22 protein-coding genes are annotated in these 23,002 nt (G+C 63.6%); 7 read left to right on the top strand and 15 right to left on the bottom strand.

Features of this window, described 5'->3' with window-relative positions:
- Window positions 1-90 precede the first annotated feature (90 nt).
- Window positions 91-723, top strand: a complete 633-nt coding sequence (locus RH831_RS07150; RefSeq protein WP_310553531.1) for a heme-binding protein — start codon at window positions 91-93, stop codon at window positions 721-723.
- Here RH831_RS07150 and RH831_RS07145 read toward each other — a convergent pair whose 3' ends face one another.
- From RH831_RS07145 to RH831_RS07125, 5 genes are all read right to left on the bottom strand, one after another.
- A complete protein-coding gene (locus RH831_RS07145) occupies window positions 724-1,662 on the bottom strand; it encodes an oxidoreductase (RefSeq protein ID WP_310553530.1) in 939 nt (312 codons plus the stop codon).
- A gap of 61 nt (window positions 1,663-1,723) precedes the next feature.
- Window positions 1,724-2,098, bottom strand: coding sequence for a hypothetical protein (locus RH831_RS07140; RefSeq protein WP_310553529.1), 375 nt, complete (start codon window positions 2,096-2,098; stop codon window positions 1,724-1,726).
- An 869-nt stretch (window positions 2,099-2,967) separates the two neighbouring features.
- Window positions 2,968-4,053 (bottom strand): PAS domain-containing sensor histidine kinase, encoded by a 1,086-nt coding sequence (locus tag RH831_RS07135; RefSeq protein ID WP_310553528.1) that lies wholly within the window; start codon window positions 4,051-4,053, stop codon window positions 2,968-2,970.
- A 190-nt stretch (window positions 4,054-4,243) separates the two neighbouring features.
- Window positions 4,244-4,708, bottom strand: coding sequence for a hypothetical protein (locus tag RH831_RS07130; protein ID WP_310553527.1), 465 nt, complete (start codon window positions 4,706-4,708; stop codon window positions 4,244-4,246).
- Window positions 4,709-6,475 (bottom strand): ferrous iron transporter B, encoded by a 1,767-nt coding sequence (locus RH831_RS07125; protein WP_310553526.1) that lies wholly within the window; start codon window positions 6,473-6,475, stop codon window positions 4,709-4,711.
- Window positions 6,476-6,985: 510 nt separating this feature from the next.
- Between RH831_RS07125 and RH831_RS07120 the strand changes: the two genes are divergently transcribed.
- The gene (locus tag RH831_RS07120; protein ID WP_310553525.1) at window positions 6,986-7,414 is read left to right on the top strand and encodes a hypothetical protein; all 429 of its coding nucleotides are present in this window, start codon (window positions 6,986-6,988) and stop codon (window positions 7,412-7,414) included.
- Between the two features lie 130 nt (window positions 7,415-7,544).
- Here the strand turns inward: RH831_RS07120 and RH831_RS07115 are convergent, their stop codons facing one another.
- Both RH831_RS07115 and RH831_RS07110 read right to left on the bottom strand, forming a co-directional pair.
- The gene (locus RH831_RS07115; protein ID WP_310553524.1) at window positions 7,545-8,618 is read right to left on the bottom strand and encodes a histone deacetylase; all 1,074 of its coding nucleotides are present in this window, start codon (window positions 8,616-8,618) and stop codon (window positions 7,545-7,547) included.
- Window positions 8,615-10,195 (bottom strand): hydantoinase/oxoprolinase family protein, encoded by a 1,581-nt coding sequence (locus RH831_RS07110; protein ID WP_310553523.1) that lies wholly within the window; start codon window positions 10,193-10,195, stop codon window positions 8,615-8,617. Before RH831_RS07110 ends, RH831_RS07115 begins: the two co-directional genes overlap by 4 nt.
- 95 nt (window positions 10,196-10,290) lie before the next feature.
- Here RH831_RS07110 and RH831_RS07105 point away from each other — a divergent pair, with 95 nt between their 5' ends.
- Window positions 10,291-11,529 carry a tripartite tricarboxylate transporter permease gene (locus RH831_RS07105; RefSeq protein ID WP_310553522.1) on the top strand — a complete coding sequence of 413 codons (1,239 nt, stop codon included), beginning with the start codon at window positions 10,291-10,293 and terminating at the stop codon, window positions 11,527-11,529.
- Here RH831_RS07105 and cysS read toward each other — a convergent pair.
- The 5 genes from cysS to RH831_RS07080 all read right to left on the bottom strand — a co-directional run bounded on the left by cysS (window position 11,526) and on the right by RH831_RS07080 (window position 15,746).
- Complete coding sequence (cysS, locus tag RH831_RS07100; protein WP_310553521.1) at window positions 11,526-13,007, bottom strand: cysteine--tRNA ligase; 1,482 nt, start codon at window positions 13,005-13,007, stop codon at window positions 11,526-11,528. The two genes, RH831_RS07105 and cysS, sit on opposite strands and share 4 nt — an antisense overlap.
- Window positions 13,008-13,047: 40 nt before the next feature.
- Entirely contained in the window at window positions 13,048-13,503 is a 456-nt protein-coding gene (locus RH831_RS07095; protein ID WP_310553520.1) for a hypothetical protein, read from the bottom strand.
- A gap of 40 nt (window positions 13,504-13,543) precedes the next feature.
- Window positions 13,544-14,146, bottom strand: a complete 603-nt coding sequence (locus RH831_RS07090; protein ID WP_310553519.1) for a hypothetical protein — start codon at window positions 14,144-14,146, stop codon at window positions 13,544-13,546.
- A 33-nt stretch (window positions 14,147-14,179) separates the two neighbouring features.
- Window positions 14,180-14,371 (bottom strand): methytransferase partner Trm112, encoded by a 192-nt coding sequence (locus RH831_RS07085; RefSeq protein ID WP_310553518.1) that lies wholly within the window; start codon window positions 14,369-14,371, stop codon window positions 14,180-14,182.
- A 61-nt stretch (window positions 14,372-14,432) separates the two neighbouring features.
- A complete protein-coding gene (locus RH831_RS07080; RefSeq protein ID WP_310553517.1) occupies window positions 14,433-15,746 on the bottom strand; it encodes an adenylosuccinate synthase in 1,314 nt (437 codons plus the stop codon).
- Window positions 15,747-15,968: 222 nt separating this feature from the next.
- Between RH831_RS07080 and RH831_RS07075 the strand changes: the two genes are divergently transcribed.
- Window positions 15,969-16,274: a hypothetical protein gene (locus tag RH831_RS07075; RefSeq protein ID WP_070365150.1), complete on the top strand. Its 306-nt coding sequence runs from the start codon at window positions 15,969-15,971 to the stop codon at window positions 16,272-16,274.
- On the opposite strand, the gene RH831_RS07070 is transcribed toward RH831_RS07075, so the two are convergent.
- The 3 genes from RH831_RS07070 to RH831_RS07060 form a co-directional block, all read right to left on the bottom strand.
- Complete coding sequence (locus RH831_RS07070; RefSeq protein WP_310553516.1) at window positions 16,275-18,455, bottom strand: hypothetical protein; 2,181 nt, start codon at window positions 18,453-18,455, stop codon at window positions 16,275-16,277.
- A gap of 111 nt (window positions 18,456-18,566) precedes the next feature.
- Window positions 18,567-18,845: a UPF0058 family protein gene (locus tag RH831_RS07065; protein WP_070365152.1), complete on the bottom strand. Its 279-nt coding sequence runs from the start codon at window positions 18,843-18,845 to the stop codon at window positions 18,567-18,569.
- 65 nt (window positions 18,846-18,910) lie between these two features.
- Window positions 18,911-19,123 carry a cell surface protein gene (locus RH831_RS07060; RefSeq protein ID WP_070365153.1) on the bottom strand — a complete coding sequence of 71 codons (213 nt, stop codon included), beginning with the start codon at window positions 19,121-19,123 and terminating at the stop codon, window positions 18,911-18,913.
- A gap of 111 nt (window positions 19,124-19,234) precedes the next feature.
- On the opposite strand from RH831_RS07060, the gene RH831_RS07055 reads away from it, so the two are divergent.
- From RH831_RS07055 to menD, 3 genes are read left to right on the top strand one after another with little or no spacing between them, the layout of a single operon-like run.
- Entirely contained in the window at window positions 19,235-19,831 is a 597-nt protein-coding gene (locus RH831_RS07055) for a molybdopterin-dependent oxidoreductase (protein WP_310553515.1), read from the top strand.
- A gap of 50 nt (window positions 19,832-19,881) precedes the next feature.
- Window positions 19,882-21,222: an isochorismate synthase gene (locus tag RH831_RS07050; RefSeq protein ID WP_310553514.1), complete on the top strand. Its 1,341-nt coding sequence runs from the start codon at window positions 19,882-19,884 to the stop codon at window positions 21,220-21,222.
- The gene (gene menD, locus RH831_RS07045) at window positions 21,219-22,973 is read left to right on the top strand and encodes a 2-succinyl-5-enolpyruvyl-6-hydroxy-3-cyclohexene-1-carboxylic-acid synthase (RefSeq protein WP_310553513.1); all 1,755 of its coding nucleotides are present in this window, start codon (window positions 21,219-21,221) and stop codon (window positions 22,971-22,973) included. Before RH831_RS07050 ends, menD begins: the two co-directional genes overlap by 4 nt.
- Window positions 22,974-23,002 lie beyond the last annotated feature (29 nt).

Genomic DNA, 23,002 nt, shown 5'->3' with positions numbered 1-23,002 from the left:
AAGCCTGCGTGCAACCGTCCCTGGCGCCGACGGCTGGCAGTGCTGGAAATTGACGGGAGCTTAATGTGTTGGGGATTCGAAGGTCTACGTATGCGAACACTTACGAAAGCCGTTGCAATCGGTGGCGGGCTCCTCGCAGGCTGGGTCGCGTGGGGCCTGTACGCCGGCCGGTCGGCCGAGACCGTTCCCTACGAAGTACGGGACACCTACGAGGACGTTGAGATTCGCCAGTATCCCCCAACCGTCGTCGCCGAAACGACCGCTCGAAACGAGATGACCGCCTTCCGGCGACTCTTCGATTACATCACGGGCTCGAACGAGGCCCGCGAATCGGTCTCGATGACCGCGCCAGTCAAGACCGCAGCCGGGCAGTCCATCTCGATGACCGCCCCCGTTCGCTCCGAATCGGCTGGCGAGGGCGAACTGACCCGGATGGCCTTCTACCTCCCGGCGGAGTACGACCTCGAGTCCGCTCCCGAGCCAACTGACGCGGATGTAGAGCTCCGCGAGGAGCCAGCCCGGACGCTGGCCGTCATCGAGTTCTCGTGGTACGCGCCGGACTGGCGGGTACGGGCCTATCGCGATCGCCTGCGATCCGTGCTCAAATCCGCCGGGATCGAAATGGTCGGGGAGCCGTTCCTGCTGCGATACGACGACCCCGGGACGCCGCCCTTCATGCGTCGGAACGAGGTCGGCATCGAAGTCGAACCGCCGGAGGCGTAGTCACTCGATTTCGAAGTCGATCCCCGTCAGTCCCTTCGAAACGTCCCAGAGCCGTTCTGCGGTCTCGGGTTCGTAGGAGCGGTCACTGGAGGACTGGGTCCCCGGTGGGCCACGCATGTTGAACAGTCCGGTCGGTCCCACGTACTCCCCACCAGTGAGTTCCTCGGCCGTTGCGGCGTACAGCATCGGCCAGGCACCCTTTCGAGGTGACTGGGCGAAGAGGGCGTTGGCGGCTTTCATAAGCCAGAGCCGGAATTGCGAACCGGCCTGCTCGGGGCCGCGGCGCTGGAGGTTCGTGTCCGCGTAGCCGGGGTGGGTGGCGACACTCGTGATCCCCTCGATTCCGGCTCGGTCGATCCGTCGGTCGAGTTCGTAGGCAAAGAGCACGTTCGCCAGCTTGCTCTGGGCGTAGGCGTCCCACTTGTCGTAGGACGCTTCGCTCTGGAGATCCTCGAAGTCAATTTGCCCGCGCTGGTGGAACCCACTCGACTGGGTCAGCACGCGACTCTCACCGGGGGTCTCACGTAGCATCTCGAAGAGCAGGCCAGTCAGCGCGAAGTGCCCCAGGTGATTGACGCCGAACTGTGTCTCGAAGCCGTCTGCGGTCTCGCTGCGGGGGATCGCCATCACGCCGGCGTTGTTGAACAACAAGTCGAGGCGCTCGAAGTCCCGGATGAAATCGGACGTGAACGCACGAACCGAATCGAGGTCCGCCAGGTCACACCGCCGAACGGAAAGTTCACCGTCCAGCTCACCCCGAAGGTCCCTTGCGGCCGCCTGGCCGCGTTTGACACTCCTCGTGGCCATGACAACGTGTGCGCCCGCCTCGGCAAGCATCCGGGTCAACTCGTAGCCGATTCCGCTGTTGGCCCCCGTCACGATCGCCGTTCGACCTGAGAGGTCCGGGAGGTCGGCGTCAGTCCAGCCGTTGGCGCTCATAGGGACCCCTACGACACCAGGCCACTAGAAGGATCCCCTCCCAACAAATCCAAAATCAGTTCTAGAAGATAGATCGAATAACCGAGCCATTTCCCCTGTCGACGACGGCGACGAGCCCGTCCCCCTCCGTCCCAAAGAAGTGCAGCACGAAAACGTCCTCGTGGACGGTGACGTTGGCTTCCAGGTCACCGTAGGCTGCCTGTGTATCCTCGGTCGGCATTGTCTCGATGATCTTGGCTCGGCTGTGTAGCTCGTCGACCCGCGGGACCATGTCCTCGCTCAAAAAGTCCTCCCGAAGAAAGGCGATATCGACCGATTCGGAGTCGTACTGAAAGACGAGCCGCAACTCGTCTTCGGTGGCCTCCAGCAGTCGCTGCATCAACTCCGCGTATGGGCCATCCGGATCGACCATCTGCATGTCGCCGACCGAGACCATATTGTATCTACTATCGGTATCCAGCATAAATGTTTGCCCAGGATTGAAATTTATAATAATTGCGCCAACCGGTTTCGGAGTTGGGTCTTTCAGCGGCCAGCGCATCACTTTGATTACTCCAGGGTAGACAATTGATAATAGAATTCGGCCAGGGCTCACGCAATACAGTGAAATACCCCACCCTACTCGCTCACCGCTTGCGCGGTTCGCTCCTTGAGGACGGGGACTTAGCCTGTAAGAGTTAAATGGCGAATCGCCATCGTCGTTACTTGTCGCCTGGCAAAACGTCACTAAAGAGTATACCCGCGGTGGATCTACTTGCGGGTTATTCAGTCGGAGCCGAATCGGACAGACAGTTGTTGCCATAGATTCAGTTTCGCTGTCGGTCGCTCCGGAGGAGATCGTCGGCCTTGAAGGGACAAGTGATAGTGGCAAATCCACCGCACTACACTTACTCGCCAGGTTGGACGTTTCACCAAGAGGAAAGGCCAAATCGTCGGCGGAAATACGCCGAACTTGGCAAAAACGAGCGAAACTGTGACGAGAATCTGTTGGAATGGGTGAGCACACTGTTCAAGTAGCCGTCGCGAACGACGCTGGACGGACGGATGGCGCGAGCAGGGATGTCACGGTGGCACAAACGGATGGAACGACCGGGTCCTCGACAACCACTACTATCACACTGGAAGACCCGTCGACCGCGGACCGGGGTCCACTGTGAGTCTCCTTCCTACAGCTGCTAGTTCCGGTCGGACTGGTGGCAGTCATCTACTACATCCAGAAGAACTAACGTCAGAATCGTTTCGTCGGTTCACTTAACTGGGATTTTTGACTTTAGAATTTGGGTGACAGTCCGAAAACCTCGGGCATTAGCTTGAGGAAGGAGTGTATTTCGGTAATTCGACGACGAAAACTGCGCCTTCTGGGTTGTTGTCTTCGACGTAAATGTCACCATGGTACCGTTCTACAAGCGATTTCACCAGGTGAAGGCCTAGACCGGACCCAGTACTATCAAGCCCTTTTTCGCCCTTCCCAAAGATGGCCTCCTTTTGGTCGTCTGATATTCCGGGGCCGTTATCAGCTATTCGCACCTGCAGAAACTCGTTTGATTCCTCAACTTCCACTTCAATTTTTGGTCTACTCTTGTCGTTGTGCTGTACGGCATTCATCAGTATATTATTGAACACTGAATTGAGCATATTATCAGCACGAACAGATCGGTCTGGTATCGAGCCATTTGTGGACACACCAGGATCACGAGCAGTGGATTGGACATTTTGGATCCCACTTTCAAGGACGGGCTTGATTGGTACCTCCACTAAGTTCTCCGTTTCTGACACCCACACCTCTGCCATATCCCGGGCAGTAGTCGTTAGGTCGATTGCGTGCCTTGCGTTTTTCTGGATTTTGTCAATATACTCTTGGCTCTCTTCGGGGTTTTCTGCAAGCAAATCAGTGTATGCCGATATAAGTTGTAAATCATTTCGTATATCGTGCCTTAGTACTTGATTGAGTACCTCAAGGTTATCGCGCTGTTCGGCTATTTGCTCTTTGTACTCTTTCCGAGCTGAAATGTCAATAACTAACCCCGAAACTAGCTTTGGAGCTCCGTCGTCATAACGATCAGTTATAGAACCAATATCGTGGAACCAATGATAGGACCCGTCGTTTGCTTCAATCCGATATTCAACCTCATACCGCTCTGCTTCACCATTTAGATGCCGTTTCATCGCAGTCATTGCCCGGTCGTAGTCATCGGGATGTAGGAGCGAGGTAAAATCCTCATAATTATTGAAGTTTGAGGGATCATATCCGAGGACTTCTGCTTTTCGATCATGAAAATTAGTCGTGCCCTCCGGCATCTCCATCTCCCACCACGCTATATTGGCTGCTCGCATGGCAGTCCGGAGTCGCTGTATACGCGAGTTTTTGCCCAACTCAGATCCTTCTTTCATACCCATATATCATTGAGAGCGTACTTAATACTCACCGAAGTGCTCGATCACCATTTCGAGGCATCACGGATCGGAGTGAAATCGTTTTAAGAAAATGTCAATCTATCGAGGAGACTGCGGATTTTGACATTGAGAAAATAATCCAAAAAGAAATCCAACAAAAAATAATGCGTGAATCAAACAACTGGCTTCAATTTTCTCCGGAGAAGAGTCGCTTGAGTACCGTCACAACGTCCTCCTCGGCGTATCGAAACGCCGGAAGCGAGAGTGGGATCGCAAGCACCGATGGCGAGTAGGGTGGAGCGATTGCAGCCAAGAACTCAGTGGGGCCGGCGATCCACACCTCCGGGCCACCGGGAATCGCGCCCAGCAGGATCGAGAGCACCTCCATGCCGCCCACGATCCAGATCATCAGACTTCCCATGAAGACGAGGGCTTCGTCCTCGCGATTCGTAATCCGACCGTTGACGGCCGTGAGGTAGAAGGCCCCCGCGGCGAGAACAACGGCGCCTCGCCAGATGGAGAAGGGACCCGCAATCGCGAGCGGCCAGTATTCGAGGCTCCCGCCGGTCAGTCCCAGCAGGACCGAGACCGCCCCGGCGGCCACGAGTACAACGCCGACGAGCCCGAAGTATGGCGTATCGAAACGTCCCATTCAGGCCACCCCCGTGAGGATGCCACCCAGGTGGAAGAGCCCACCCCAGAGGAACAGCGCGGCGACCAGCGTCAACAGTGCGCCACCCAGCATTTTGACAACGCCACCACTCTTCGAACCTTCCTTGATGAGCATCGCGAAGGTCGCGAGGCAGGGGAAGTAGATACTGACCATGATCACTGACATGACTGTCTGGAACGGCGTCATCGAGATCGCACTCAACTGAGCCACGGCGAGGTCCTTCCGGAGGAACCCGGCGATCAGCGCGGGAATGGTATCGGTCGGAACGCCGAACCACCCGGTGAGAACCGGTTCGAGTGCCCCGGCGAGCCATTCGATCGCCCCGCCCAGATAGAGGACGTTGATGATGCCCACCCCCAGCAGAACGAACGGAACGGCTGATTTGAGGAATTCGCGGGTCCGCAGCGTGAGTTTGGTCGCGATGTTACCGATTCGGGGTTCCCGCAGCGGCGGGACGTCCACGATGAGTTCGGGGGAGGATCCGGGGACGAGTTTGTCCAGGATCGCGCCGAACACGAAGAACCCGGCGAGCAGGTAGAGCACGATAAATCCGGTATACTGCGGGATCAGCGAGAGCATCACCGCGAGTTGGGCTCCACAGGGAATGAAAACCGAGAGCAGCGTCATCATCACGAAGCGCTGTTTCTCCGTCTCGAAGGACCGTGTGGCGGCGACCCCCGGAACGTTGCAACCAAAGGAGAGCACCATCGGCACGATCGCGAAACCGTGGAGGCCGATTTTGTGAAAGATCGTGTCCAGAAGCACCGCTAACCGGGCCATGTACCCGGAGTCCTCCAAGACCGCGAGGACGAGATACAGCGCGAAGACTGCGGGCAGGACGACCCCGATCGCGACGAACAATCCACTCGTGAGCATGCCAAACGCCTCGAATGAGTTCGTCGCCGCCGGATCGCCAACCAGGATGAAGTAAAGCCAGGTCCCCTCGAAGGGGAACGTCTCCTGGAGCCACGGCAACCAGTGGGCGTCAAAGAGTGGCACGAAATACCCGTCGGTGAAAAAGCCCGCTACCGCGCTGAAGAAGGCCCACATCCCGTAGAGCGCGGCGAGTGCGAAGGGCAGCCCGGTCCAGGGCTTGACCGTCAGGGTTCCGATCAACTCCGGGAGTGTGGGTTCGGTCTCGCCGTACTCCACGGTCGCATCGACGATCGCGTCGACCAGATCCCAGCGGGTCGCCGAGTCCAAAGCCTCCGCCCTCGCGAATCCAACCGCGTCGAGTACCGACTCGATGGGCGTCGGATTCGCCTCTGGAAGCCGGTCGATGAGGGCCTTGATACCGGTTCCCTCCGTGGCGACGGTTGGAACCACAGGCACGTCGAGGACCGAGGACAGTTCGTCGACATCGATGTCGATGTTCCCCGAGGCGGCCTCGTCCCACATGTTGAGCGCGACGATTAGATCATAGCCCCGCTCGAGTATCTCGACAGCGAGGTTGAGGCCCCGTTCGATCCGGGTGGCGTCGAGAACACACACCACGGTCGCGTCCGGGTTCTCGTCCAGCAGATCGACAGCGACTGATTCAGCGCTGTCCTTCGGATCGAGCGAGAAGGTCCCCGGTACGTCGATGATCCGCCGAGTCGTCCCCTCGACAGCCAGATCACTCTCCGTGTAATCAACTGTCGTTCCCGGGTAGTTCGACTCGGTGATGTCCGCCCCCGCGAGGCGGTTGAACATCGCGCTTTTCCCCACGTTGGGGTGTCCCATCAGGAGAATGGGTGAGTCGCTCATCGGTCAGGGAGAGGGGAGACGCGATGAGCAGTTGCGGTCCTGAAGCGCCAACCGAGAACCGGCCCCGCGTTTGGGTGTCTCGACTGACAGAACGGACTGCGATTCGTCCCGACAGACCGATAATCGACGACTGAGAGGGGACCGATCGCCCGTTCGGTCCACCTCGCTCGATAGTTGCTATCCATAATTAGGCACCCCTAAGACTGACGACTGGAAGTTGCTACAGGGTAGAGGTAAAGATTGTGATTCGGACGCGGGCCGGACTGTGCGAGCTATTCTCGTGGGTTGGAGTGCCAACATCGGAGGCACTGCAGTCGTCGGTGCAACAATTGCACATGCCACCAACGGTTTACAGGACCCCAAGGAAGTAGCAATTTGGCCACTGGAACGGACCTGCCCACACCCGATCCATCTGGCCAACGCGGCCACCGACTGCCAGACGACTGCTCTCATCCCGGCCGCGTTTTTCTACCTCGAAACTCAGTTGAGTGCCCCCGACCAAACAGGGCCATGGACGAGCCCCAGATCGACCGGCCGGCGACTCGAGACCTCGGCCGGGCCATCGCCGCCAAGTCACACGACGACCTCGCCGACGACACGGTCGACGCCGTGCTCACACTGACGGACACGGTACAGGACGTCCTCGAATCGGGAGCCACCTCGACGGCGGCCGACGGGTTGCTCGCGTTCTGGGCCGGACACGTCGGCGCCAAACTCGGTATCGAGGAGGCGGATCTCGACGAGACACCAACTGCCGAACACTTCGATCGAGCGTTCCAGGCCGACGCACTCGGCGTCGATCTGTACCAGGCGCTCTCGAAGGTCGCGGCTGCACGCACCGACGACGCCGATTTCGACCTCGAAGCCTGGACCGAACGGCTCCTGGAATTGACGAATCGACACGTCGCACATCTCGAAAGTCACCAAGAAAGCGGGTGAATTCCGCTTTCCGGTGAGGGGAGAGGGTGACTAGCCAGACGAGGGGGATTCACCTGGCCGCCGGTCGACGACCGGCAGTTTAGTCTTGCGAAACCTGTAACTAAAGTATTGGCCCAAAACAGTTTGGTACTTACTCCGAGGGGAGATCCCAGTACTCCTCATGGACCTCTCTCACCCGCTGGATGATTCCCGAGACGTCCGGATTCTCTGTCGGGGGTTCGTAGATCGCCGGTTCCCGGATGTAGGCCGTCTCGTAGTCCAGGAGTGTGGCAATCACGGCGAGGTTGGTGTAGGGAAGCCCACCCTCGATCCCATAGCCACCCGCGAGCGAGGCGACGATGTCGCCGCCAGCGAGGGTGTCGGCTGCGTCCACCGCCGCGTCCATGAGCGCGGCGTACCCCTGGGCGGTCACACCCAGGTCCGTGATCGGGTCGGTGAAGTGATTGTCCTGGCCGGCCTCGACGAAGACGAGATCAGGATCGTACTGTTCGGCGATCGGTCGGAAGATCTCCGTGACGACCTGCATGTAGGCCTCGTCGGTCGTCTTTGGGGGCAGGGGAACGTTGACGTTGTAGCCCTCGCCAGGTCCCTCACCCACGTCCTCGACGTCGCCGGTCCCGGGGAACAGCGTCCGGCCGTCCTGGTGGGTCGACATGACCAGCACCGATGGATCCTCGTAGAAGATCGATTCGGTCCCGTCCCCGTGATGGGCGTCCCAGTCCCAGATCAGGACCCGGTCGACGTCAGTCGTGGCCTGCAAGTGACGGATGCCCACGGCCGTGTTGTTGAGATAACAGAAACCGTGGCCGTCGTCGGCAAAGGCGTGGTGCCCACCGGGACGGGCCATCACGAACGCGGAGGCTACCTCGCCCGACTCGACGGCTTCCAGGCCCCGGATCACGCCACCGGCCGAGAGTTTGGCCGTCTCCCAGGTGTGCTCCGACACGTGGGTGTCTGCACTGAGTCGGCCGGTCCCGGTCGCGGACATGGACCGCAATCGGTCGACGTATCGCTGGGTGTGAACCCGGGCGATCTGCTCGTCGGTGACCTCGATGGGATCCAGTTGGCATACGTCCTCGTCGTCCAGGACCCCCTCCTCCCGGAGCTGGTCCATCGTGTACTGGAGCCGTTCGCGGCGCTCGGGATGGGTGGGGGTGTGTTCGTGTTTGAGATACGCGTCGTGATAGATCAGTCCCATCGTCATGGCTGCTCACCTACGAACCAGCGCTCGATACCCGGAGCCACACGCGCCCGGGCGTTGATGATCTGGCCCACGACAGTGCCCCGTTCGACCACGCTGAAGCCGTCTGTCGCCTGAATCTCGACCGGCTTGTTTGGCTCCCCGCCCGCAGCCAGCGCGGCCTCCTGGGCCGCCGTCGCCGCGAGTTCCCGGACCTCCTGGTCGGAGAACTGCCGGCCCGTCTCGACCGAGTCGACCCGTTCGGAGCCGACCGCCGTGACCGTCTTGATGCCACGGTGGCTGTCGATGTGGAGGGCGGTGTCGACACTCACCCGGGCGACGCCACAGCCGACGGCCCCGGCCACGTCGGCATACCCCGGGACCTCGGCCGCCTGGACCGTCTCCAGGGAATCGCTCAGCCGCGGGCCGAGAATCGGTGCGAGGGTTCCGCCGACCGCGATTCGGGTCGGATCGTCCCGCCGAAGTTCGTCGATGGCCTCGCCGACCCGGGTTTCGAACTCCCCGAGCACCGCCTCGGCAATTGTTTGGGGGGCCGGCCCGAGGGCAGCCAGGGCCGCGCGCGCAGCTTCGACGTCGCCAACCTCGAAGATCCCCAGGACGTGGAGGGCGTCTGTGAGCGTGGGTTGGCTCCCGCCGAGCGCCACCGCGTCCCCGATACGCTCGTCGGCGAGTTCGAATCCGTCTGTCGTGGACTGGATCAGCGTATCGCCCCCGATCGGAAGACTGGTCGCGGTGATTCCCGCGTACGCAGTCTCCAGATCGCCTTCGGCGACGTCCGGTTCGGTGTCCGGGAATCCCTCGACGATCCGGCTCACGTCGGTCGTCGTCCCGCCGATGTCGACCGCGATCCCGGCGTCCATGTCGGTGAGCGCGACGAGGCCGAGCGCGCTCGCGGCCGAGCCGCTTCGGATCGTATGCGCCGGGGTCGTCACCATCGCGTCGCTCCCGAGCATCGCGCCGTCGCCCTTGAGATAGTAGACCGGCGCGTCGATCCCGGCCGCCGCGATCGCCTGCTCGACGGCGCGTTCGTACGCCGAGAAGACGGGTTTGGCCCGAGCGTTCGCGACTGTGGTCGCCGCCCGTTCCGGGAAGGTCAGTCCCGCTCCGGACTCGTTACCCAGCGCGAGGGCCTCCAGATCGTCGGGGAACGCCGCCGCGAGTTCGCGTTCGAGGTCGGGGTTCCGGTCGGAGAACTTCGCTGTCACGGCGCGGACGTCGTGGGACGGCTGTTGGTCGTAGCCGAGCGGTTCGGTCACCCGTCCGCGATGGTCGACGGCCCCCTCGGCGACGTGATTCTCCGTTCCGAAGAAGCTCCGATCGGGGGCCAGGCCTGGCCCGGGTATCAGGACACTCGTACAGGACGGGAGCCGATCCTGGACGGCCGCGTTGACCACGAGGGTCGTCGCGACGACCACGCGGCTGATCTCGAAGCGGTCACAGGACTCCCGGAGGGCCTCGATGACCGCCTCGATGCTCGCCCTGGTTTCGGTATTCGGGACCTTCGCGGTGCCACACACACCATCCTCATTGAGGACGACACCGTCGACGTTGGTCCCACCCGTATCGATGCCGATTATCACACGTGACTCCGAAGGGGGAGGCCCACCTTAGGACTTCCGTCAGCGACAGCTTTCTGTCCGACCCTTTATCCCCGAAGCCCGGACCATGCCGGCCCATGGAGGTGCTGGGGATCAGGATGGTCTCGAACCCGACTGGAGCCATCCTCGCGCTGGGGTTTATCACCGGCGGGGTGGGGCTCGGCACGGCAAGCGGGCTGGTCCCCGGACTCCACGTCAACACGCTGGCGATCTTACTCGCCGCGCTCGCCCCACAGATCCCGGCCGCTCCCCATCTGGTCGGGGCCGCACTCCTGGCCGCGGGTGTGGTCCACTCCTTTCTCGACATCGTCCCGACACTCGCGATCGGCGTCCCGGACGCCGCGATGGCCGTCTCGGCGCTCCCCGGCCACCGGCTCGTACTCGGTGGCCGGGGGCGGGAAGCGCTCCGGCTCTCGGCCCTGGGTAGCGGCGGCGCTATCCTGACTGCGGTCGTCCTCGGGCTCCCGGTGACCTGGCTGATGAGCCGGGTCGCACCGCTTTTGATCGAGCATCTCCGGATCGTTCTCCTCGTGGTCGCGGCCCTGATGGTGCTCACCGAACGGTCGAAACGGGCGCGAGTGGGCGGCGTACTCGCGATCCTGGCCAGCGGGGGCCTGGGCTTGCTCACCCTCGATCTGGAGCCCGAAAGTCTGCTCCCGGGTGGCGATATGCTGCTTCCCCTGCTCGCCGGGCTCTTCGGCATCCCGGTTCTGGTTCTGGCCGCCCGAGGCGGGGGATTGCCGCCGCAGTCGGGGACGACACTCGCGACCGACCGCCGCCAACTCGGCCAGTGGAGCCTCGTCGGGGCCGTCTCGGGAGCTGTGGTTGCGTACGTGCCAGGTGTCTCCGCGGCCGTCGCCGCCGTCCTCGCGTTCATCGGTCTTCCAGGCGAGGCAACCGACCGGGGCTTCATCGTGGCGATCAGCGGCGTGAACACGGCGAACACGGTGTTCGCGCTGTTCGCGTTACTCGCACTGGGCGCACCCCGAACGGGCGTGCTCGTGGCGTTCGAGCGGGCCTCACTGCCGCCGAACCTCCCCCTCCTGCTCGTCGCGATCCTGATTGCCGCGGCGGCAGGGTTGGTACTGGTCCCCGTCCTGGGCGACCGATATCTGGACCTGGTCGGCAACGCCGACAGCAAACGGCTCTCGATAGGCGTCGGCCTGCTCATCGCCGTCCTCACCTGGGTCTTCACCGGCCCGCTCGGCGTGTTCGTCCTCGGGGTGAGCGCCCTGATCGGTCACCTGCCGATCTACTTCGACAGCCGACGAGTCCACCTGATGGGCGTGCTCTTCGTGCCGCTCGCGGTGGGCTAGAGTCGGAACTCCGGCCCCTGGTCGGTGTCCTGAACCTCGACACCCAGTTCCGAAAGGCGGTCCCGGATCCGATCGGCGGACTCGTAGTCCCCCGCCTCGCGCCGGGATTCCCGAACCGAGAGGAGTTCCTCGATCAGTTCCGCGGCGAGTTCGACCTCGCCATCCCGACTCGTGCCGGCGAAGACGAACCCAAATACCTCGCCGCCGAGCGTCTCGAAGGCCTCGATGGCCTCGTGCAGCCCCTCGTAGTCGTACCGGTCCCGGTCGGTCACGTGTTCGTTCACGGCGCCCACGATTTCGAACAGGGCCGCCAGCGCCCCCCGGGTGTTGAAGTCGTCGTTCATGGCCGCCCGGAAGGCGGCCTGCTGGTCCGAGATCGTCGCTCTGAGGGTTTCGTCGACTTCGGTCGCGTACGCGTCTGGGGAGTCCGCGGCGTCGACCGCACGGTCGTAGGCCCGTTCGAGGCGGTCCCAGCGTTCGATGGCCTCCTCGATCGTTCCTTCGGAGTAGGTCTGGGACTGGCGGTACTGCGCGGAGAGCAGGAACATCCGCACGGCGTTGGTCCCGAGCTCGTCCAGCGCGGTCTTCACGGTAAAGAAGTTCTCCAGGCTCGTCGACATCTTCTCGCCCTCGGTCTCGAGAAGGTTGACGTGGAGCCAGTACTTCGCGAACTGGTGACCCGTGGCCGCCTCGCTCTGGGCGATCTCGTTCTCGTGATGTGGGAAGACGAGATCCTGGCCGCCGACGTGGATGTCGATCGACTCGTCCAGGTGCGCCATACTCATCGCCGAGCACTCGATGTGCCAGCCCGGTCGGCCCTCGCCCCAGGGGGCGTCCCAGGTCTGGCCCTCGGCCTCGACTGCCGCCGGATCACCGTCGCGGTGTTCGGCGACGGTCTCGGGATCGACGGGCCCGGCCTTCCAGAGTGCGAAGTCCTGGGGGGCCTTCTTCTCGGCGCGTTCGGCTTCGGGTCCCTGGGACTCCATCGCCTCGAGGTTCTGACCGGAGAGCTTGCCGTACTCGGGGAACGAGGAGACGTCGAAGTACACCGAGCCGTTCGAGACGTACGCGTGGTCCCGTTCGATGAGTCGCTCGATGAGGTCGATGATCTCGGGAACGTGTTCGGACACGCGAGGATAGACCGAGGCGCGTTTGAGGTTCAACCCCCGCATGTCCTCGATGACCGAGGAGATGTAGTGCATCGCGACCGACTGCTCGTCTGTGCCCAACTCGTCGCTCCCGACCCGGGCGACGATCTTCTCGTTCACGTCGGTGAAGTTCTCGACGTGTCGAACCGAGTAGCCCAGGTGTTCGAGCCATCGGTGCATCACGTCGACTTGCACCCAGGAGCGTGCATGGCCCAGGTGCGCGTCGTCCGAGACCGTCAGCCCACAGTAGTAGAGCAATACGGAGTCGGGGTCCTGCGGCTCGAACGGTTCGCGCTCGCCGGTGAGCGTGTTCGTCACGGAAAGCGGCATTGCGTGTGACTTGCTCGCCCGAGCGGTTTATCTCATACGGTCAGTCCCTGTCCAAAGCGTCCTCGACCAGCCGAAGGGCCGTCGGCCCGTCGCCCCGAGGAACCAACACGACCGCGGTCTCACCGACCGTTCCAGCACCTAAGACGGGCACGTCCGAAACCGAAAGGGCCCAGAGCGCGTTCCCGAACCGTCCTGGATCGATGTCGCCCCGCAATCTGATCGCCGTGGGCGACTCGGCCGCCGAGGACTGTCCGGAGACGCTCACGCGCTCGTCGGTGTCCCGTTCCATCCGGACCGAGACCCGCGAGGTGTCGGGTTCGAGAGCCGGAAGTTCCGCAGCGTACCGCCGGAGCGCGGAAGCGACAGCTTCGGTCTCCGCAGACACGTCGAGTTCGCGGGCCGCGGCCGTGTAGTTCAGGACCCCCGCTCGCAGGGCCCGCCGAAGGTACGGCGTCCGGTCGACGGCACGACGGGTCTCGGCGGCGATCGATCCCATACCAGCCGGGTCGATCGGAGCGGACAAAAACGCGCCGAAGTCAAGGTTCCTCTGACTCGAATGGGTCCCACTCAGCGAGATAGCCCCCGACGCCAACGGCCACGATCGCGGCCGCAACGATCGAGGCGATGGCCGCGAGGGGGTTGACAACGGCGAGCAGAATCACGACGAGGAGGAACGCCCCGGCCGCACCCAGCACGACGGGGTTTTCGAGGCGTTCGGTATCGAGTCCGGCCAGAAGCGAGCCGTCCGGTGACGGCTCGGTGTCGGCCTCGCCTTCGGTCTGGACGGCCGATTCGGAACTCGATTCGGTCGAGTCAGTTGGTTCGGCCGGGGTGACCTCGATGTCGACGGTCGTTTTCTCCTGTCCGTAGCCGGCAGTGATTTCGAGCCGGCCGGTCCCCGCGGCGGTCTCCATGAACTGCAACTCGACGCGTCGCCACTCACCTTTCGGGACGAAGACGTGATGCTCCGTCATGGACCCGAGCGCGGCCAGATCGTCGTCCGGGTGAAAGTGGATGTGGGTTGGTTTTCCGTGGTTCTCCAGGAGCAGCGCCATCGACTGGGTGGCTCGGACCGTCCGCTCGTCGGTCTCGACGGTATTCATCCCGTCGCGGTTGAGGTAGACGGTGAGCTCCCGCACGTCTCCACCTACGGCCACCCTGGTCAAAAAGGTTCAGGCGGACGTCTCCCGCATGTCCGGCGGGAGGAGGTTCGGGATTCCGTCTTCGATCGGGTAGACGGTCCCACACTCCGTGCAGGTAAGCGATCCCGCCACGATCTCCCCGTCGTCTCGCGTTTCGACTGAAAGTTCAAGTTCGGCCTTGTCCACCGGGCAACAGACGATGTCCATGAGTTCTTCGTTCACGACCCGTTCACCGACTCGATAATCGAGGGGGGTCGAAAAAAGGCTGCCGGGTACCGGCGACTCAGGCGAAGGGATTCTCGCGGACGATGGCGGTCTCCCGCGCCGGGCCGAGGCCCAGTGTCACCGTCGGCACCCCGAGTTCCGATTCGATATAGGAAACGTACTCCTGGGCGGCGGTCGGCAGCGCCTCGTATCCCTCGGCCGCGACCGCGTTCCAGTCGACATCTGGCCACCCATCGAACGTCCGATAGACCGGATCGCACTCGCCCCACCGCTCGGTCGTCGCGGGCATCGTATACCGGGTCTCGCCCTCGTGCTCGTAGGCGTGACCGACTTTGACCTCCTCGAGGCCGGCCAGCACGTCGAGGTGGTTGATCGCGAGGCCCGTGAAGCCGTTCGCCCGGGTCGCCGTGCGCAACATTGGCATGTCGAGGTAGCCGACCCGACGCGGGCGACCGGTCACGGTGCCGTACTCGCCACCCTCATCACGGATGTATTCGGCCAGATCGCCATCCAGTTCAGTGGGGAGCGGACCAGTCCCGACCCGGGAGAGATAGGCCTTGACCACACCGATCACGTCCCCCTGTCCGACGGTGGTCACGCCGAGCCCGGAGCCGGTCGCCGCGTAGCCGGCGGTCGGGTTCGAGGAGGTGACGTAGGGGTAAATCCCGTGATCGATGTCGAGGGAGGTGCCCTGGGCCCCTTCGAGCATGACCTGATCGCCCGCCTGGATGCGCTCGTCGAGGAACTCGCCGGCGTTCACGGCCAGGCCCTCCGACCGAATCCGGTCGCCGAATGACTTGTACTCCTCGTAAAGGGCCGCGACATCGAACGCTTCGTCGGCTTCGCCACCGTAAACCTCCTCGTAGAGCGCGCGTTTCTGCGGAACGACGTACTCCAGGCGGTCCCGGAGCACCGCGGGATCGAGCAGGTCACCGACACGAATGCCACGGCGACCCGCCTTGTCCTCGTAGGTGGGCCCGATGCCGCGACCAGTCGTTCCAGCCGCCAGATCCGAGTCGGATTTTGCGGACTCCTCGATGCCGTCGATGGCCCGGTGGTAGGGCATGATCACGTGGGCGCGTTTTGCCAGCCGAACGTCGGGATCCAGCCCCTGTTCGCGGAGCTGATCGACCTCGTCGAAGAACGTTCGCGGGTTGATCACGACGCCGTTGCCGAGCACGCCGATCTTGCCCCGGACCGCTCCACTTGGCACCAGGGAGAGTTTGTACTCCTCGTCCCCGTCGACCACGGTGTGGCCCGCGTTGTCCCCGCCCTGATATCGTACCACGACGTCGGCTCGTTCGCCCAGCAGGTCGACGACACGGCCCTTCCCTTCGTCGCCCAGCTGCGCCCCGACGATCGTCACAGTCATACCCAGGAATTTCGACCCCCGGGGTAAACTTATTACGGAACGTTCGGGCACCCGAGCCCGGGGACAGACCTGACAAATTGGCAGCACACTGCCTCCCGGGCAAGTGAAAAATCCGTCACATGTTACCACCCGAAGCGTTAAGCGTGCGGGCCGCTAACGTGGAAATACTGGTTGCTCCGGACGGCAAGGTTTAAATCCACCTACGACAAGTTAACAAATGGCATGATAGATCGCCTGGCCAAAGAGGTCGATATGCTAGAGCGCCATCTGCAGGTTCTGAAGATGGTCATCGAGAGCGAACCCATCGGGATCGTGAAGATGTCGAACGAAACCGGCTATCCCCACCACAAGGTGCGATACTCGCTGCGGGTACTCGAGGAGGAGAACCTCATCGAGCCGTCGAGTCAGGGCGCCATCACGACGGAGGACACCGCGGACTTCGTCGAGGATCTCGACGGTGAGATCGAGGAGATCATGGAGAAACTCGAAGCGATGAAGATCGATTCGGTCCCCGAAGCAGCCGAGTAATTAGAGTTTGGGCACGGTCACGTGGAACGCTTCGCTCCGGTCCTCGATCAGTCCGAGGTGGAAGCCACTGCCCCCGTCCGGGTTGACGTAACTCGCTTTCTCTTTCCGGCTGAAGAGCCCGCCCGAGGAGGCGGCTGATTCTGCGCTTTCGAGTGCCTGCGGTTCGAAGAAACTGGCAGTGACGTAGAAGGCACCCGCAAGCGAGTCGACGGCTCCCGCGACCGCACGGGCCCCGTCCAGAAGCGTCTCGAGTTCCTCACCCTGGACGGGATTTCGCCCCTCGTTGTACGCCGCGACGGCGAGCGGATTGCCCATCCGGTCCCGCATGACGATGGCAAACTCCTCCTGGGCACCAGACTCCGGATCGACGGTCACCGACCCGTCGAACTCGACCCGATCGATCTGCGGGATCGCCTCGAAGAGTTCACCCATCGCCGAGTCGGCCTCCAGTTCGAGCAGTTCGTACGGGAACTCCCGGAGCAACCAGGAGACGAATCGGAACGCACCGGTCCCCTCCAGATAGGACCGGTAGGGCTGCCCGTCGACCTTGGCTGACTCGCTCTCGAACTGCGTGTGGTGTTCGAGTTGCAGGTTCGCGTTGATCGCGTCCGGGTCGGCCTCGGCGATCGCCTCCAGGGTCGGTTTGCCCTTGGACTCGTACCTGACAAAGAGGTTCGTGCCGGCCAGGGCTGTCGCCGGGTCGATGGCGTCCGGTCCCCCAGCTCCCGATGGCCCGCCACCGGCCTCCAGTTCTTCGACACGGGCCTGCAGGTCGTCGCGTTCGCTCCGAACATCGGCCAGTTCCTCCTCCAGGCGGGCCCGCTCGGACCGGGCCGCTTCGAGTTCAGATTCGAGGGATTCCCGCTGGGATTCGGCCGACTGGAGCTGCTCTTCGAGGCGCTCGATTCGCTCGTCTCGCTTTGCCAGGGCCGCTTCGAGCTTCTTCCTGCGACCAGCATTCGAACCGGTGGCTGCCCGGTTTGCCGTGGGAGTCGAGGAAGTGCTGGACACCGATTCCGGTTGTCCGGTCGGTTGGCTCGACTGGCGCCCCGCCGAATCGGCTGGCTGTGACGTGGCGGCGCTGCTCGTGTTCGGTTCCGCATCGGAATCGACCGGTTCGGTTTCGTCCGGATCGAGCGCGGGAATGGCACGGGTCCGCCGCCACTCCGCCTCTGCGCGGAACATCCGGTCGAGGTCCGAGTCCGCGTCGGCTTCGACGGCGGATTCCGAGCGCGGGTCCGACTCGGCCTCGGTCGACGCCTTTCCCGTCTCGGGAGCTTCCTGCCCTTCGGCCGCGGCTGCGTTCGCGGTTCCAGTACTCGGTGACGGGCCGGCTTCCCGTTCTGGGTCGGCCGGCGATTCGGCCTCCGGTTCAGGGTCGGCCGGCGATTCGGCGTCCGCCGAACTCGCCTCCTGGGTCGTGGAATTACTTCCGTCAGCGGTGCTGGCGGACGCAGAAGTGCTCGATTCTGCCTCCGCTGGTGACTCCGACGGCGTGGAATCCTCCTCGCTGCCCTGGTCCTCCGCTGCCGGTGACTCGTTCGACTCGGTGTCTGGGGCCGACACGGCAGCGTCAGTCGCTTCCGAGGAATCCGCAGCCGTGGCGGTCGCGGTGTCCGTCGCCGTCCCGGCCGCGGTGGCCGCCGGCTCCGGGATCTCCGTGATCGTCATGGAGACGTCCATGACCTCGTACAGTCCCACTTCGTCCGCGGCGAGTTCGTAGGCCTTCTCGCCCGTCTCCAGGCGACCGCTCTCCCCGATGAAGGCAGCGGCCCGTCGGGTCCCGCCGTAGTAGACGAGGTAATAATCCCCGCTGAGGACGTTCTCCGAGAGTTCGACGTAGCCGGTGAAGTTGGCCTCCGAAAGGGTGCGGTCTGCCTCCGCCAGGGGCGTGTCCTCGGTGAAGTACCGCGCCCGTGGCTGCCCACCTCGCTCCTGCATCGCGAACAACAGCGGCAGGGAGTCGTGCGGTGCCCCATACACCGTCCCCGATTCCTCGAAGTCCGAAAGCGAGCCCTCGAAGACGCCGATGACCCGACCGTTCAGCATGAAAAGCCAGGTGTCCCCGGCGACCACCGCGCCGGTGTGATCGCGCTCTGAAAGTTCGGAGAGGCCCCCCAGCCCGCCGGCAAACGGTCGAGAGTCCCAGGATCGAACCTGATCGACCGTGCGTGAGTGCATACCCAACCGAAGGGAGCATGCCGGTAAAAAGACTTTCCCGAGCCGTCAGTGAGGGTACCGATAGGAAATAGCGACAGGGAGCCAGTTTGCGGGAGAGAGTTATTGGCCAGTTTACAGCTTTTCCTCGGCGTCCTCGGCGAGCTCCGCCATGCGCTTGGAGAGCCGGCCCGCCGAGCTGAACTCGTCCTCGCTCATCGCCGACGCCAGGGCGTTGCCGAGAACGAAGACGGCGTGTTTGTGCTCGCTTTTGGACTTGTGGACGTGTGAGGGGTCCACGTCGAGTTCCTCGTAGGGCTCGAAGTGCTCGGCGTTGATCTCCTCGAAGCCGGCAAATCGGTCCTTGATGTGGACCATCTCCTCGTGAAGCTCCAGCAGTTCGTCTTTGTGCATAATTACTCGAAGGTGAGGGGGTTGCGGGTTAAAAGTCTCTCGGGGCCCCAGGCGGCCACACGCCCTTAGAAGACGTACTCGTCCTCGTGGCCCATCATTCCCTCGTCCTCGAACCCGCCCTCCTCCTCTTCGATCGGGCCGGATGTCTTGTAGGCCTTGATGCCCGCGGACAGTAGCTGTTCGATCGCCTCTTCCTGGCTCAGGAACTCCCCCTGGTCGACGAGCTGAGCGATCTGCATCTCGATGTGGTCGGGGACGTTGATTTCCACCGTCGGCATCTATCGAGCGGGTTTGGCCCCCTCCCTTCTTAAGACTGACGGGCCCCCAACAGGCATCGAGGCCGTCGCCTGGACCACAAGGGACTAATCCGAGCCCCCGATAGTCGCCGTATGGCTGTGAGGGACGTGACCGGGCTCTACGCGGAATTCGGTACGGACCGGCTTCCACCGGGCCAGCACCGGACCGAGGAGTTTCCGGTCTTCACGAAAGGCGACACTCCCGCCGTCGATCGGGAGACACTCACCCTCGAAATCACCGGGGCTGTCGCCACCGAGCGGACCTTCGACTGGGAGACGTTCAGGGACTTGCCCACGGAGACCCAGCGCCAGGACGTCCACTGTGTCACGGGCTGGAGTTCCTTCGACCACGAGTTCACGGGCGTCCCCGTTCCCACGCTCGCGGATCGGATCGACATCGATCCGGCGGCGACCCACGTCCTGTTCCATGCGGCGGACGGCTACACGACCGACCTTCCACTAGCGGACGTGTTGCGCCAGGAGGTGCTCCTGGCCTTCGAACACGACGGCGACCCACTCGAACGTGAACACGGCGGGCCACTCCGGGTCGTCACGCCCCACAAATACGCTTACAAGGGCGCGAAGTGGCTCACTGGTATCGAATTTCGTACCGAACCCGTCCGGGGCTACTGGGAAAAGCGGGGCTACTCGGTCTCCGCCGACCCCTGGGCCGAGGATCGGTATAGCTGACCGATGCAAGAACCAGCCCACGGAACCACCGTTTACCACCCGGAGGAGCCATGGCGAAGGACGTAAGCGAACTCCAGCAGGCAGACCGACTCGACGCGGCGATCCGGACGACCGACCCCCGCACGCTCCGCGAGGCGATCACAGCGCTGGATCCGATCACCGCAGTCTGGGCGAGTCCAGACGCCCCGCCGGTCCTCGCGGTGGGACAGGCCGAAACGGTCACCGGGTCGGAACCAGATCGGTTCCAGGCGGTGAAGAGACGTGGCGATCGAGTGCTCGAACGAGTCGAGACAGCCCACCTGCCTGAACGAGCCCAGCCGCGCCTGTTTGGTGGATTTTCCTTCTTCGACCAGCCTACACTCGAACCCCCCTGGACCGATTTCGAGCCGGCCGCATTCGTCCTGCCGGCGATCCAGGTAACGCTGGGTCGAGACCAGACCCTCGTTTCCGGCTTCGGTGACGGGGCAGCCCCGTCTCGACTCGACCAAGTCGTCCAGCAACTTGCACACGCACGCGATGGAAAACAGACGACAACAGAACCACGCATCTCGGCGACCGCGACTGACCTCCGGGCCGACCGGCCGGACTGGATCGAACGTGTGAGGGCCATCCAGGATCGCATCGAAACCGGCCCGCTCCAGAAGGCCGTCCTCGCCGCAGCCCTGGACGTGGAGTTGACCGACCCACTCCCACTCGGAGCGGTGCTGGAGGCCCTGACCGATCGGTATCCATCCTGTTACCGGTTCAGCTTCACACCCCCAGGCACCGAGGCGGGCGAAACCCCACCGGCGCAGTTCTTCGGGGCGACCCCGGAGCAACTCGTCGGCAAACGAGGTCGGACCGTCGAGACCGAAGCGCTCGCGGGGACCGTCGAGCGTGGATCCACCGAGGCGATCGATGCGGCGAACGTCAGACGGCTAACCCGGGATTCGACCCTGGCTGCCGAACACGAGTTCGTCGCCAGCCGGATCGCCGAACAACTCCGTGCGCGGGCGGCCACGGTCGCGGTCGATGACCGCGAGGTCAGAAGTTTGGCGAACGTCCACCATCTCAGAACTCCCATCCACGTCACACTCGATACGGACACACACGTACTGGATTTCGTCGCCACGCTTCACCCCACGCCGGCAGTTGGGGGGCATCCACTGGAAGCGGCACTGGAGACGATCCACGACGTCGAATCGACGGTTCGTGGCTGGTATGCGGCCCCAGTGGGCTGGTTCGACGCGAACGGCGACGGGGAGTTCGCCGTCGGCATCAGATCTGCGCTCGCACGCGACAGACGGGTCACGCTCTTCGCCGGAAACGGCATCGTGGCCGGTAGCGACCCCGAAACAGAATACGAGGAACTCGCGGCCAAGTTCCGGCCGATCCGGGAGGTGCTCGAATGACCGCCCCCAACCTGAGTACGCTGTGGGCCGAGGTATTGATCGAGGAAGCCGCGCGAGCCGGGCTCGACCGGGTCGTGATCGCCCCCGGGAGCCGTTCGACGCCGCTCACCGTCGCGGCAGACCAGCACCCGGCACTCGACACCGAGACGCACCTCGACGAGCGCTCGGCTGGCTTCTACACCCTGGGAATCGGCAAGCGGACTGGCTCCCCGGCCGCGCTCGTCTCGACGTCGGGGACCGCCGCGGTGAACTTCCACCCCGCCGTCGTCGAGGCTCATCAATCCAGAACCCCGCTCGTGGTGCTGACCGCGGATCGGCCCCCGGAACTGCAGGACAGCGGCGCGAACCAGACCATCGACCAGCGCGAACTCTACGGGTCGGCCACGCGCTTCGATCGCACGCTGCCCACCCCCGATCCGGCCGACCGGAGCCTCCGATCACTCCGGACGACCGTCGATCGAGCACTCGCCGCCGCGGAGCCACCGAATCCGGGCCCCGTTCACCTCAACGTTCCCCTGCGAAAGCCACTGGCCCCGGTGGAGGATTCGACTGCCCTGCGCGGGCCGCTCCCCGAGACCGGCCCGGGCAAAACGGGACTGGATGGCCCCTTCGTTCGCACGCACGCTGGAACGGTCTCGCCCAGCGATGACGCTGTGGCCGAACTTCGGACGGCCATCGAACAGTCCGAGCGGGGATTGCTCGTCGCTGGCCCGCTCGCCCCTGACCCAGCACGTCGCGACGCGCTCTACCAGCTAGCCCGAGAAACGGGCGTCCCGCTTTTGGCAGACCCGCTCTCGAACTTGCGATACGGTCGGGAGCCGCCGGAACTGATACTGGGTGGCTACGACGGCTATCTGGGCACCGCAGGCACGGCCGCCTGGCCCGATCCGGACCTCGTGATTCGGGTCGGCGCCTCACCGACCTCGAAACCCCTCCGACACTGGCTCCGGGACGCCGACACCCGACAGTTCGTTATCGACCCGGCTGGCGGCTGGCGGGAGGCGACCTTCACCGCGACGGACCGACTCCAGACCTCGATTCCGGCGCTCGTCGAGGCGCTGGGGGACGTGGACGCCGCGGTTCGCTCCGGCTGGACGGAGCGGTTCCGCCAGGCCGAGGCGGTTCATCAGGCTGCCGTCGCGGACGTCGATGCGCCGGGCTGGGAGGGGGGAGTCCTCCACCAGGTCGTTGCCGCCGCGCCAGATCCGGCGACGGTGTTCGTCTCGAACAGCATGCCGGTCCGGGACCTCGACCGGTACGGGCACCCCCGGGAGGCCGACCTGACGGTGCTCGGGAACCGCGGGGCGAGCGGGATCGACGGCATCGCGAGCACCGCACTCGGGGCCGGCAGCGCAACCAGCGACCCGCTGATCGCGATCACGGGCGATCTCGCCTACTTCCACGACATGAACGGGCTGCTCGCGCTGGGCCGGTTCGGGCTCGACGCGACGATCGTTTTGCTCAACAACGACGGCGGCGGCATCTTCCACAAGTTGCCGATCGCGGACTTCGATCCGCCCTTCGAACGCCAGTTCAAGACCCCACACGGACTTGACTTCGAGGCCACCGAGGCGCTCTACGAGCTAGACTTCGACCGCGTCGAACCCGCAGAGATCGGCGCGGCCGTGGCTGCGAGCACAACGGCCCCCGGAACCCAGGTGCTCGAGGTCCGAACCGACGCCGAACGAAGCCAGCAGATTCGCGAACGGCTCCGCGAGACGGTCGGGAACCGACTCGCCGATCACGAGTGAGGAACAGCGAAACTTTTTGGGACCGGCCC

Source organism: Halodesulfurarchaeum sp. HSR-GB, assembly GCF_031432215.1.
In the GTDB taxonomy this organism is placed as follows: domain Archaea; phylum Halobacteriota; class Halobacteria; order Halobacteriales; family Halobacteriaceae; genus Halodesulfurarchaeum.
Note: the sequence above shows the minus strand (reverse complement) of the source record. Positions and strands in the feature narration are given on the sequence as shown.